The sequence below is a fragment of the Lentzea sp. NPDC036955 genome (genome assembly GCF_055608005.1).
Genome location: NZ_JBVJRC010000007.1, coordinates 470,145 through 482,538, shown reverse-complemented (window position 1 = coordinate 482,538; position 12,394 = coordinate 470,145). Strand labels below are relative to the sequence as shown.

At 69.4% G+C, this 12,394-nt stretch carries 10 protein-coding genes; 4 read left to right on the top strand and 6 right to left on the bottom strand.

The genetic code is table 11. The features are described 5' to 3' along the window. Positions 1 to 225: 225 nt before the first annotated feature. From ACZ7CF_RS26010 to ACZ7CF_RS26000, 3 genes are all read right to left on the bottom strand, one after another. A complete protein-coding gene (locus ACZ7CF_RS26010) occupies positions 226 to 942 on the bottom strand; it encodes a lysophospholipid acyltransferase family protein (protein WP_470370788.1) in 717 nt (238 codons plus the stop codon). A 23-nt stretch (positions 943 to 965) separates the two neighbouring features. Then, positions 966 to 1,304: a hypothetical protein gene (locus ACZ7CF_RS26005; protein WP_360391070.1), complete on the bottom strand. Its 339-nt coding sequence runs from the start codon at positions 1,302 to 1,304 to the stop codon at positions 966 to 968. Positions 1,305 to 1,401: 97 nt separating this feature from the next. After that, a complete protein-coding gene (locus tag ACZ7CF_RS26000) occupies positions 1,402 to 3,357 on the bottom strand; it encodes a DUF7779 domain-containing protein (RefSeq protein WP_470370787.1) in 1,956 nt (651 codons plus the stop codon). 129 nt (positions 3,358 to 3,486) lie between these two features. On the opposite strand from ACZ7CF_RS26000, the gene ACZ7CF_RS25995 reads away from it, so the two are divergent. Further along, positions 3,487 to 4,410 (top strand): GNAT family N-acetyltransferase, encoded by a 924-nt coding sequence (locus ACZ7CF_RS25995; protein WP_360391065.1) that lies wholly within the window; start codon positions 3,487 to 3,489, stop codon positions 4,408 to 4,410. Here the strand turns inward: ACZ7CF_RS25995 and ACZ7CF_RS25990 are convergent. Next, positions 4,360 to 5,928 carry a sodium:solute symporter gene (locus tag ACZ7CF_RS25990; RefSeq protein WP_360391062.1) on the bottom strand — a complete coding sequence of 523 codons (1,569 nt, stop codon included), beginning with the start codon at positions 5,926 to 5,928 and terminating at the stop codon, positions 4,360 to 4,362. The two genes, ACZ7CF_RS25995 and ACZ7CF_RS25990, sit on opposite strands and share 51 nt — an antisense overlap. Continuing rightward, positions 5,916 to 7,049, bottom strand: coding sequence for an anhydro-N-acetylmuramic acid kinase (locus tag ACZ7CF_RS25985; RefSeq protein WP_360391059.1), 1,134 nt, complete (start codon positions 7,047 to 7,049; stop codon positions 5,916 to 5,918). The genes ACZ7CF_RS25990 and ACZ7CF_RS25985 overlap by 13 nt, the downstream gene beginning before the upstream one ends. Before the next feature lie 114 nt (positions 7,050 to 7,163). On the opposite strand from ACZ7CF_RS25985, the gene ftsY reads away from it, so the two are divergent. Continuing rightward, complete coding sequence (ftsY, locus tag ACZ7CF_RS25980; RefSeq protein ID WP_470370786.1) at positions 7,164 to 8,552, top strand: signal recognition particle-docking protein FtsY; 1,389 nt, start codon at positions 7,164 to 7,166, stop codon at positions 8,550 to 8,552. A 345-nt stretch (positions 8,553 to 8,897) separates the two neighbouring features. On the opposite strand, the gene ACZ7CF_RS25975 is transcribed toward ftsY, so the two are convergent. Then, positions 8,898 to 9,644, bottom strand: coding sequence for an IclR family transcriptional regulator (locus tag ACZ7CF_RS25975; RefSeq protein WP_360391053.1), 747 nt, complete (start codon positions 9,642 to 9,644; stop codon positions 8,898 to 8,900). A gap of 76 nt (positions 9,645 to 9,720) precedes the next feature. Between ACZ7CF_RS25975 and aceB the strand changes: the two genes are divergently transcribed. After that, entirely contained in the window at positions 9,721 to 11,205 is a 1,485-nt protein-coding gene (gene aceB, locus ACZ7CF_RS25970) for a malate synthase A (protein ID WP_360391050.1), read from the top strand. Beyond that, entirely contained in the window at positions 11,205 to 12,374 is a 1,170-nt protein-coding gene (locus tag ACZ7CF_RS25965) for a DUF6986 family protein (protein ID WP_360391047.1), read from the top strand. Before aceB ends, ACZ7CF_RS25965 begins: the two co-directional genes overlap by 1 nt. The last annotated feature ends 20 nt before the right edge of the window (positions 12,375 to 12,394 follow it).

The following is a 12,394-nucleotide window of genomic DNA, read 5'->3' as shown; positions in this document are numbered from 1 at the left end:
CGCCTGGGGGGCGTGAACCGGCTCCGGTCGCGGCCTTCCGGCTGCGTCAGCGCGGTGGCCTCCCCCTCCGGGAGCCCCCTCGCCACCGCTCTGACGCAGCTCGCGCTCCGGGCGGGGTGTGATCCCCCAGTTCCACCGCACCACGTCCCGGCTCGCAGGACAAACTGTGCACGGCCGAGCTTGTGGAAACCTTGCATCCGCAGGTCAGAGGCGGTTCGATGGGGTCTACTCAGGCCTGCGCGCGTCGAGCCGCGCGGCTTCCTCCGGTGTCGGCGCGGTGCCACCGAGGTGCCGCGGCACCCACCACGCACCCGGCTCGTTGGGGTAGTCGGCCTGGGCGGTGTCGAGCAGGTCCTGCATCCGCTCGCGCAGCAACTCGTCGCCGGAGTCGCCGGGGGAGGCCTCGAACGGCTCGCCGATCAGGATGGTGACGGGCACGTGCCGCTGCGTGAGGTCCTTCTTGCGCCCCTTGGTCCACAACCGCTGCGTGCCCCACAGGGCGACGGGCACGAGCGGCACACCCGCCTCGTGCGCGAGCCGGTTCGCCCCGGACTTGATGTCCTTGACGGTGAACGACTGGCTGATGGTCGCCTCGGGGAAGATCCCGACGACCTCGCCGCCGCGGAGCGCGGACAGTGCCTGCTGGTAGGAGGCCTGACCCGCGCTCCGGTCGACGGGGATGTGGTGCATGCCGCGCATGAGCGGGCCTGCGATCTTGTTGGCGAAGATCTCGTGCTTCGCCATGAACCGCGTGAGCCGCCCCGACTGGAGCGCCCCGTAACCGCCGAAGATGAAGTCGAGGTAGCTGACGTGGTTCGACGCCAGCACCGCCCCGCCCTCATGCGGCACGTGATGCGCCCCTTTGACGGTGATCCGCAGGTCGAGCACGCGGAACATGAGCTTGGCCGCGGCGATCACCGGGGGGTACACGAGATCCGACATGCCTCAGAAAGTAGCCGGAACGGCTACTCGCCGGTAGCGGTACCTTCCTTGTCCCGGATGACCCTGGGCACACCCGCGAGGTCCTCGTCGTTGCAGAGCAACTTGAGGTCGTAGTACGGGTTCCCCTTGGTGTCGTCGTAGTCCAGGTGGACCGCGATGACGTCCACGGGTTCGCCCAGCCACTCCTGCGTCTGCCGCAGCCACGCGGCGGCACGTTCGAGGGCGGTGGGCAGATCATCGTCACGGAATTCGACCGGCCGGTACGGAACACCCTGGACCTGGTCCCGGTTGTTCGTCGGCAGCGGCAGGTCGACGGCCACCCCGGATTCGTTGAGATCGAGTTGGATCGTTTCCTCACTCACCGTAGAAGAGTCCCCCACCCTCACCTGGGCTGCAAGCCCGAATCTGGTGGTTGCCGCTCGAATCACCTGTTGATTTGCCAGTATGCTGAGATCTGCGTCACGTCGGCCCCGCACGCAGCTTGGCCAGGAAACCGTTCGCCCTCACCGTGTGCGGATGGTCAGCACCGACGGCCTTCGTGGAGACCTCGACGAGTTGTTCGAGCTCATCGATCGCTCGACGGAAATCTCCCGCGTGCACACGGGCCGCCGCCAGTCCGAGCCGGATCAGAATGGTGGTCCTGTGGTCCGCACCACCCTGCCGGGTCTGGTCCTCGACGAGTGATTCGAGATCCCGAACGGCAGCGTCCGCGTCGTCGAAAGCCCGATAGCCGACCAGATTTCCCCGGATCACCAACGCGAGCTGGTGATCATCGCCGTGAAGGTGGCTGACCTCGCGCAGCAGGTGCTCCAACTCGGCGACACCTCCGCCGGCGTCACCTGCGTGCGCTCGTGCGTTCGCCAGAGTCTGCCTCGTGGCCAGTGTGAACGGGCTGTGCGCACCCAGGACTTGAGTGGAGTCATCTCGTAGCCGGATGAGCTCATCGAGGGTGTCGCCGGCGTAGCCGTTCTGGGATCGCGTCTGTGCCAGGAGGTAGCGGAACATGAGAACGTCGAGGTGAAAGTCGCCCAGGCGAGGTCGCGCCTCGTCGAGCACGCGTGCGTAGTACTCACAGGCTTCGTCGACGAGCCCTGTCTCCTTGAGGGAGGTGCCATGCCTGAGCAGGAGACCGTGACAGTCGGCTTCGACGAGATCGGGGATGGCGACCGCGGTGAGTGCGGCGGTGTTGGCGCTCAGCAAACGAACAAGATCGAAGTTGCGTGGGTGTTCCGACCATGCGGCGTAGATCGCATCGGCCGCAGTGCGCCTAACGGCATGCCGTGTGTCGGCTTCCATGTCGTCACGCGTGACGCGCTGCACCAGCGGGTGCAAGACGACAACGCGGTTGCCGAGATCGGTGTTCAGCTGGGTGAGACTCAGTCTGTACAGGCAGTGCAGCGCGTCGGCAGCATCGTGAGAGTCGACTGAACGGCCGGTGACCTGTGTCAGCCACGCTCGAGCCGGCTCGCTCGTGAGGATCGCGGCGGGGATGCCGTGCGGATCGAGCACTGATGCGAGCTGCAACATCGGCTTGGCCAATCCCACTGGTGAGAGGGCGTCCGCCAGTTTGATCGACATGGACCAGGTAACGGCAACCGTCGCCTGGTGGTCGTCGGGCAGGCTTGACGGATCGGGCACGAGCGCATTGAGCTTCCTGCGTTGGAACCTGTCCATGTACTCGTCGCAGGTCAAGCCCCGGTCGACGAGGTAGGCCACGGCCTGCGCCAGTGCCAGCGGCAGGTGGCCGACCTCTTCGGCGAGCGTCTCGGCACCGTCGTGGAGATGCGGGTAGGTGGCGAGCTTCGCCGCGAGGTAAGACGAGGACTCGGCGGCGCTGAAGGTGTGCACGTCGACGATCCGGGAGTCGGCTCGTGCAAGCGCGGAGTCACGCCGTCGAGTGGTCACCAAGGTCGGGCCGGAGTCGGGCGGCCAGAGACCACGCACTGAGGCAGGGTCGGTGATGTCGTCGAGAACGACCAGCCAGCTCCGCGCGGTGGAGTTCAACCATGACAGGAACTCGGTGGAGGCGACCATTGCGTCCGTCTCGCGCGCTGCCAGTCGGAGGCCCACCGCGGCCGCGGCGTAGCCGGAGAGGACGGCCTCGCGTGTCGTGGCGGTTACCCACACCACGAGGTCTGCGGCGGAGGTGCGGGCGTGGTGCGCGGCGGTCTGCGTCTTGCCGACACCGCCCATGCCGGCGAGCACGGTCAGCCCTGGAGCGAGCGGCGCGTCCGCGGGGCGGTCCTGGTAGCAGTCGGCCTGCCGTGGCACGACGCCCACGCGTATCGGAAAGACCACCTCCGGAAGGGCAGTTGTGGTGATGTGTACGCCGCCGTCGAGATCGCCGCGGACCTGGACCACGGCCCCCGGTACCTCACCTGTCACCGAGTTGGCGGGGCGGTCCTCCTCGGGCACGGCGCGATTGTACCGTCAGGCTGCTGTGAAGGAGAGTATGCGCAGGTCAGAGCCGGTTCAACCGCGTCAGTTGAGACACCCGCGAAAACTCCCTCGCTTCGAACGGCCGTGCGAGCAACCATTCCCTGCATGTACGACATCCGTTTCGCCGAACCTGGCGACCTGAGCGCCACGATGGCGCTGCTCGTCCGGCTCCAGGCCGACAACGCGCACCACATCGGCTACCTCGGTGAGACAGTCGACGAGCTCCGCGCCGAGCTCGGCGAGTTCGAGCCGAGCTGGGCCGACTGCACCGTGGTCGCCACCGACGCCGATGACAACATCACCGGCATGTTCAGCGTCGAGGTCGACAGCGAGCTGGGCCGTGCGTGGTTGCACGGGCCGTTCGTCGACGTGCCGGTCAACCACCCGGCGGGCAGCCGGATCTGGGACCAGACCGCCGACGCGATGTTCCGGAGGGCCGCCGAGATGCTCACCGGCATCACCGACCTCGAGCTGTACGGGCACACCGCCCACCGGCGACTCGCGGCGTTCGCCGAGCGGCACGGGTTCAGCGCCGGCAAGGCGAGTGCCATCCACGTGCTCGACAACGGGGATCTGCGCACGCTGCTGCTGCGGGACGCGAAGTGCCCCAGCGAGCGTGAGATGCGCGTCCTGCCCACCGATCCGCACGTGCACGAGGCCGTTGCCGTGCTGCACGAGCGATGTTTTCCGCGCACGTACCTGTCCGGCAAGCAGCTCGTCGAGTCCAAACCGGAGAACCGCACCGTCGTCGTCGCCATGGACGGCCGGCGCGTGCTCGGCTACGCCGCGGGCAAGGCGCAGCCCGAGGAGTACTACGTCGACTTCGTGGCCGTGGAACCGGACGTCCGCGGTCAGGGCGTGGGCGCTGCCCTCGTCACCGAACTGCTGTGGAAGCTCGCGGCGGACCACGGTGCACGACCGCAGGCCGCCGCGTCGATCCACGCGGGCAACGAGAGCTCGCAGCGGATGTTCGACCGCCTAGGCTTTCGGCTGCACGTCGAGCTCGTCGCCTACCGGCACACCGCCTGAACGCCCAGCCGGGTGCCGCAGTGACAGCAACCCGCCGACCAGCAACGTGACCGCCACCCCCAGGGGCGTGTTCCACCAGCCGGTCAACGACTTGCGCGTCGCGTCCGCCTTCGCGAAGTCGATCGTCGGGGTGTTCCCGACGAACTTGACGCCCAGGATCACGAACCCGACGACGAGGACCGTCGCCACGAACGCGATGACCGCGTCCGCCTGCGTGACGCGCTTGAAGACCAGGCCGAGGAGGAAGGCCCCGAGCAGCGCGCCGTAGGTGTAGCCGGCGATGCCGAGCGCCTGCACCACGATCGGGTCCGCCGTGGTCTTGTTCGAGGAGGCGAACAGGCCCGCGCAGACGATCAGCAGCCCCGCCCACACCAGGGTCCAGATCCGGCCGTGGCGCAGGCGTTCCTCGTCGGTCATCGGGGTCTTGCGGACGCGTTCGTAGACGTCGGTGACCGTGCTCGACGCCAGCGCGCCCAGCGACGACGACAGCGCCGCGGCCAGGATGCCCGCGATCACGAAGCCGGACAGGCCGCTCGGCATGCTGACGATGAAGTGGGCGAACAGCTCGTCCTTGTTGTTCAGCCCCAGGTCCTTCACCGGGTCCACGCCGTTGTAGAACGCCCACATCATCACGCCGATGAACAGGAAGAACGCGAACTGCAGGAACACCACGAACCCGGACGCGATCAGCGCCTTCTGCGCGGCCTTGACGTCCCTGGTCGCCATGAGCCGCTGCACGATCAGCTGGTCGGCGCCGTGCGAGGCCATCGACAGCAGGGCACCGCCGAAGAACGCCGCGATGAACGGGTAGGCGCCCGTCAGCGGTGACGAGGTGAAGTCGAAGAGCTGGAACTTGCCCGCGTCGGCGGCTTTCCCGAACCAGCCGTCGGGCAGCTTGCCGGCCAGCACCCAGATCACGACGAGACCGCCCAGGACGTACCAGAGCATCTGGATCGCGTCGACCCACACGACCGCGCGCACGCCGCCGAAGAAGCTGTAGAACACCATCGCGATGCCCAGCGCCAGCACGATCACCCAGTACGACGCGGTGATGCCGTACTGCGCCAGCACGACCTTGATCGGGATGGCCGTGGCGAAGAGCCGGATGCCGTCCGCGAGCAGGCGCGTGAACAGGAACGTGACGGACGCCGTGGCGCGCATGCCGTTGCCGTAGCGCTGGCCCAGGTACGCGTACGCGGTGACGAGGTCGCCCTTCACGTAGCGTGGCAGCAGCACGAACGACACGACGATCCGGCCCACGATGTACCCGAGCGCGAGCGTCAGGTACGTCATGCCGCCCTGCGCGGGCGTCGCCATGTAGGCGATCACGGGCACGCTGAGCACCGTGAGGGTCGACGTCTCCGCCGACACCACCGACAGGCACACCACCCACCACGAGATGCGCTTCTCGCTCACGAAGTAGTCGGTGGCCGACTTCTGCCTGCCGCCGATCCACGTGCCGAGCAACGGCATGCCGACGAGGAACAGGGCGATGATCGCGAGGTCTAGTCCGCGCACTTCGGGTCCCCCATCTTGAGCTTGGTCACGACGGTGCCGTGCGGCTGCGGCATGCGCAACGGCCCGTTGCCGGGAGTGATGCTGCCGAGCAGGCGCGGCCCGGACGCCCCGGTCGCGGACGGCGTGTTGCCCGCGACGCCGTGCCAGGTCAGGAAACCGAGCAGCGCGGCCAGGTAGGCCTCCTTGCCGTCGCGCGGCAGGCCGAGCGCGTCGCTGATCCGCAGCGGGATCGGGTGCAGCGCACGGGTGAGCGCTTCCACGAGCACCGGGTTGCGCATCCCGCCACCGGAGGCGACGACCACGCCGGCGTCGTGCGCGCGGCAGGCGTCCGCGATGGTGCGCGCGGTGAGCTCCACCAGGGTGCGCAGCATGTCCTCGGCCGGGACCGTCGGGAACCCGTGCAGGTACTCGGCGTTGAACAGCTCCTTGCCGGTCGACTTCGGCCACGGCGTGGCGTAGTACGGGTCGGCGAGCAGCTTGCCGAGGATGTCCTCGCGAACGGTGCCGCGGCGGGCGAACTCCCCGTTGGTGTCCTGGCGGCGCCGGCCGTCCGACAGGACCTCGACCACGGCGTCGAGCAGCGCGTTGCCCGGCCCGGTGTCGTAGGCGATGGGCGCGGAGCCCGGCCGCACGACGGTGATGTTCGCGATGCCGCCGATGTTGAGCGCGACGGCGGGCGTGTCGACCATCCCGGCGAGCCACAGCGCGTCGAGCGTGCTCGCCAGCGGCGCCCCGTGCCCACCGGCGGCCACGTCGCGCACCCGCAGGTCGGCGACGACCGGCAGGCCGGTCCGCTCCGCGATCCAGGCCGGCTGCCCGAGCTGCAACGTGCCCAGGCAGTCGCCGTCCTGCACCTCGTGGTGCACGGTCTGGCCGAGCGAGCAGATCAGGTCCGCCGGGAGGTAGCCGGCGGCGACTTCGCCGAAAGCCTGCCCCAGCGACGTGTCGAAGGCGCACACTTCAGCCGCGTCCCTCGGTATCTCCAGCAGGTCCTTCGGGAACGGGTGCTCGGCGTGCTGCACCGGCACGAGCTCGACGACGTCACCGCTGATCGCCAGGTCGGCGACGGCCACGTCGATGCCGTCCATCGACGTGCCGGATATCAGTCCGATCACCCTCACGACGTGTGGTCTATTCCACACCGTGTTCAGGCGCAAGAGCTGCGGTGAAATCTTCGCCTAATTGAGCACTATCTCGTTGACAGGTCACATGCACCGCTGTGAAACGATGCTCCCGTGACGTCTTCCCTGATCCTGATCCTCATCGTCGTCGCGGTCGTGCTGATCGCCGCGCTGGTGACCGGCGTGGTGCTGACGCGTCGCCGTCGCATCAGCCTGACCCAGAAGGAGGAGACGCCGCGCCCGGCCGGCTACCAGGCCTCGTCCGGCTTCTCGCTCGCACCGGCCGCGCCGGACGCGTCCGAGGCGGAGGCCGTCGCCCACGCCGAGGCGGAGGTGGTCGCCGAGCCCGTCGCGCCCGTCAAGCCCGTCTCACCCGTCAAGCCCGTCCCACCCGTCGCGCCCAAGCTCGTCGAGCCCGTCGCGCCTGAGCCCGTCGCACCGGTCGACCACCCGGTCGCCGACCGCACCGAGGTCGACGGCCAGCCCGGTGTGGGTGACGACGCCTCCGTGCCGCGCGACTCGGTCAAGCGCGGTTTCGTCGAGGTCGACCTCCCCGAGGAGGCCTCCGAGATCGAGGAGATCGAGCCGACCGCCGGGCGCCTGGAGCGCCTGCGCGGCAAGCTCGCGAAGTCCCGCAGCGGCTTCGGCTCGTCCCTGCTGGGCCTGCTCGGCGCCGGCGACCTGGACGAGGACTCGTGGCAGGACGTCGAGGACACGCTGCTGATCGCGGACCTGGGCGCCGCCACCACGACCGAGATCGTCGACACGCTGCGCACGAAGATCGCCTCCACCGGCGTGCGCACCGAGGCCGAGGCACGTGCGCTGCTGCACTCCGTGCTGGTCGCGGCGCTGGACCCGTCGATGGACCGCTCCCTGAAGGCGCTGCCGCACGCGGGCAAGCCGGCCGTGCTGCTCGTCGTGGGCGTCAACGGCGTGGGCAAGACCACCACCACGGGCAAGCTCGCGCGTGTGCTGGTCGCCGACGGCCGCACGGTGCTGCTGGGTGCCGCGGACACGTTCCGCGCCGCTGCCGCGGACCAGCTGGAGACGTGGGGCAAGCGCGTCGGCGCGGAGACCGTGCGCGGCCCCGAGGGCGGCGACCCGGCCTCGGTGGCGTTCGAGGCGGTCAAGCGCGGCGTGGACACCGGCGTGTCCACCGTGCTGATCGACACCGCGGGCCGCCTGCACACCAAGAAGGGCCTGATGGACGAGCTCGGCAAGGTCAAGCGCGTCGTCGAGAAGCAGGCCGTGGTCGACGAGGTCCTGCTCGTGCTCGACGCGACCACCGGGCAGAACGGCCTGACGCAGGCACGCGTGTTCGCCGAGCAGGTCGCCATCACCGGGATCGTGCTGACGAAGCTGGACGGGACCGCCAAGGGCGGCATCGTGTTCCAGGTGCAGCGGGAGCTGGGCGTGCCGGTGAAGCTCGTCGGGCTCGGGGAAGGCGCGGACCACCTGGCCCCGTTCGAGCCGGGCGCGTTCGTGGACGCGCTGCTGGGCTGAGGTCGTACCTGGCGATTCGGGTGGTTCCTGGGGCTCCGCCCCAGACCCCGACACTCCCAAAGAAGCCCCCAGCGCGATGAGTGGGTTGATGGCACGCCTGTTGCTTTGTGCGGCTGCCGGTTGCGTTGGTGGTTGCGTTGCGGTGGGCGTCTGCCCCGTCTAGCGCACCAGAGCGCGCCAGACCCGAGGAGGGATGTCAAGCAGGCGAAAAGCGTGCCTGCTTGACATCCCTCCTCGGGCCCGGCAGGACGATCGGAGCGCTAGACGGGGAAGCCACCCGCCGCGGAACCGCCCGAGAAAAGGCCTTCACGCCTCGCCTTCGGCGTCGGCGTGGCCAAATGCACGTCAGGCGGTAGCGGTCTGGTCCGCCAGCTTCTTCGCCACCGCCAGCACCTCCGGCAGGATGCGGTTCACCGCGTCCTTCGTCAGCCGCCCCTCCGGCCCCGACACCGACACGGCGGCCAGCGTCGGCCCGCCGATCACCGGCACCGCGATGCAGCGCACCCCCAGCTCCTGCTCCGACTCGTCCAGCGCGTACCCCCGCGCGGAGATCTCGTCGAGCGAGTCCAGCAGCTCCGCGGCGTCCGTGATCGTGTTCGGGGTGTAGGCCGGGAGGCCGGTGCGTTCCAACAGCGCGCGCACGTCGTCGCGGGGGAGCTGCGACAGCATCGCCTTGCCCACGCCCGTTCCGTGCGGCAGCAGCCTCCTGCCGACCTCCGTGAACATGCGCATCGAGTGCTTCGACGGCACCTGCGCCACGTAGACGACCTCGTCGCCGTCCAGCACGGCGAGGTTCGCCGTCTCCTCCACCGAGTCGACCAGGGCCGAGAGGAACGGGCGGGCCCAGGTGCCGTACTGGCGGGAGGCGGTCTCGCCGAGGCGGATCAGGCGCGAGCCGAGGGTGTAGCGGCGGTTGCTGTTCTGGCGCACGTAGCCGAGCGTGACGAGGGTGCGGATGAGACGGTGGATCGTCGGCAGCGGCAGGCCGGAGGACACGGCCAGCTCGGACAGCGACGCCTCACCGCCGGCGTCGGCGAGGTGTTCGAGCAGGTCGAAGGCACGCTGCAGGGACTGCACGCCACCTGTGGACACGTGCGGCTCCTTCCGTTGCCGTTCCGCAATGCAGAAACTATAGTCCACACAGCAAAACCGAGAGAGGTGGCTCCAGGTGCAGGTCCTCACCGCAGAGGCTCTTGAGTTCGTCGCGAAGCTGCACGAGGCGCACGCCGCGCGCCGCGACGAGTTGCTCGCCCGCCGCAAGGACCGCCGGCCGCTCGGCTTCCTGGAGGAGACCAGGGACGTCCGCGAGGGCGAGTGGCAGGTCGCGCCGGCGCCGGAGCCGTTGCGGGATCGCCGGGTCGAGATCACCGGGCCCACCGAGCGCAAGATGACGATCAACGCGCTCAACTCCGGGGCCAAGGTGTGGCTCGCGGACCTGGAGGACGCGAACACCCCGCACTGGGACAACGTGGTGCAGGGGCAGGTGAACCTGTACGAGGCGGCGCGCGAGACGATCGAGTTCACCTCGCAGGAGGGCAAGGAGTACCGGCTCAAGGGCGGGCCGTACCCCACGATCGTCGTGCGGCCGCGCGGGTGGCACCTCGACGAGCGGAACCTGCAGTTCGGCGGGAAGAACGCCGTCGGCGCGCTCGTGGACTTCGGGCTGCACTTCTTCCACAACGCGGAGCTGGGCAAGCCCTACTACTACCTGCCGAAGATGGAGTCGCACCTCGAAGCGCGGCTGTGGAACGACGTCTTCACCACGGCTCAGCAGCTGCTGGGCGTCCCGCACGGCACGATCCGCGCCACGGTGCTCATCGAGACGATCCCCGCCGCGTTCGAGATGGAGGAGATCCTCTACGAGCTGCGCGACCACGCGTCGGGGCTCAACGCCGGACGGTGGGACTACCTGTTCAGCGTCATCAAGTACTTCCGGGACGCGGGCGCGGACTACGTGCTGCCGGACCGCAACAGCGTCACGATGACGGCGCCGTTCATGCGCGCGTACACCGAGCTCCTGGTGAAGACCTGCCACAAGCGCGGTGCGTTCGCCATGGGTGGCATGGCGGCGTTCATCCCCAACCGGCGCGACCCGGAGGTCACGGAGAACGCGCTGCGCAAGGTGCGCGAGGACAAGACGCGCGAGGCGAACGATGGTTTCGACGGGTCGTGGGTGGCGCATCCTGACCTCGTGCCGATTTGCCGTGAGATCTTCGACGGGGTGCTGGGCGACCGGCCCAACCAGGTCGACAAGCAGCGCCCGGAGGTCAGCGTCACCGCGGAGCAGCTGCTGGACTTCACGTCGGCGGGCGGCGCGGCGACGCGGGCCGGGCTGGAGAGCGCCGTGGACGTCGGCGTGCGGTACATCGCGTCGTGGCTGGGCGGCAACGGCGCGGCGGCGATCCACAACCTGATGGAGGACGCGGCCACCGCGGAGATCAGCCGGTCGCAGCTCTGGCAGTGGGTCCACAACTCCGTCGTGCTCGACGACGGCACCCCGGTGACCGCCGACGTGGTCCGCGAGGTGCTGGACCGGGTCAAGGGCGGGGTCGAGGGCGAGCACGTCGCCGCGGCGGCCGAGCTGTTCGAGCAGGTCGCGCTGTCCGACGACTTCGTCGACTTCCTGACACTGCCCGCCTACGAGCGCATCTGATGTACGAGACATCCCTGTCGCCCGACGACGTCGCACGGGTCACGGCGCGGTTGTCCACTGTGGAGCGCAAGGTGCCGGTGGGCCGTCAGCCCGTGCACACGTGCTACGTGCCCGCCGGCCGCCTCATCGGGTCCACGGTCGACGACTGGGGCCGCGAGGCACTGGAGTCCATCGACGAGGAGCTGCTGCCGGAGCTGCCCGACGGCGTGCTCGACCGGGTCCGCGCGAAGCTGCGCCGGGAACCGGTCGAGGACCTCAGGATCGACTTCGAGGACGGCTACGGCGCGCCCGAGGACGACGTCGAGGACATGGACGCCGAGAGCACGGCGCACATCGTGTCCCGCTGGCTGGAGAACGGGACCGCGCCGCCGTCGTTCGGCGTGCGGATCAAGTCCTTCGACACCAGGGCGTCGCGCGAACGCGGGCTGCGCACGCTCGACATCTTCCTGACCGCGCTGGAAGAGGTCCCGCCGGGTTTCGTGATCACGTTCCCGAAGGTCACCTCCGCCGAGCAGGTCGAGGTGTTCGCGGACGTGCTCGACCTCTTCGGCGGCGACCTGCGGTTCGAGATCCAGGTCGAGACCGCCCGGTCCGTCGTGGACGACCAGGGCCGGCTCGCGATCCCGGGGTTCATCGCCGCGGGACGGGGCCGGGTGAGCGGCCTGCACTTCGGGACCTACGACTACACCGCGGACTGCGGGTTGCCTGCGGCGCAACAACACCTGGCGCACGGTGCGTGCGACTTCGCACGGCACGTCATGCAGGTCTCCGCGGCGGGCACCGGCGTGCGGCTGTCCGACGGGTCGACCAACGTGCTGCCGGTCGGCGAGCAGAAGCAGCACGGCTGGCTGACCCACTACGAGCTGACCAGGCGGTCGCTGGAGCACGGCTTCTACCAGGGCTGGGACCTGCACCCGGCGCAGCTGGTCACGCGCTACGCGGCCGTGTACGCCTTCTACCGGGAGGGGCTGGCCGCGGACGCCCGGCGGCTGGAGGACTACGTGCGGCGCGTCGCCGGCGGTGTGCTGGACGAACCCGCGACCGCTCGGGCGTTGTCGGCGTTCTTCCTCCGCGCGGTGGACTGCGGGGCGCTCGACCCGGCCGAGGTGCACGCGGCGACGGGCCTCGACGAAACAGCGCTGCGGGGGCTCGCCGCCCGGTCGGACTGACCGGTGCTCGCCCGTTCAGG

Bases quoted from the DNA above. Each gene is read 5' to 3' on its own strand.
- ACZ7CF_RS26010 (WP_470370788.1), bottom strand. From the start codon at position 942: ATGTCGGATCTCGTGTACCCCCCGGTGATCGCCGCGGCCAAGCTCATG.
- ACZ7CF_RS25995 (WP_360391065.1), top strand. From the start codon at position 3,487: ATGTACGACATCCGTTTCGCCGAACCTGGCGACCTGAGCGCCACGATG.
- ACZ7CF_RS25965 (WP_360391047.1), top strand. From the start codon at position 11,205: ATGTACGAGACATCCCTGTCGCCCGACGACGTCGCACGGGTCACGGCG.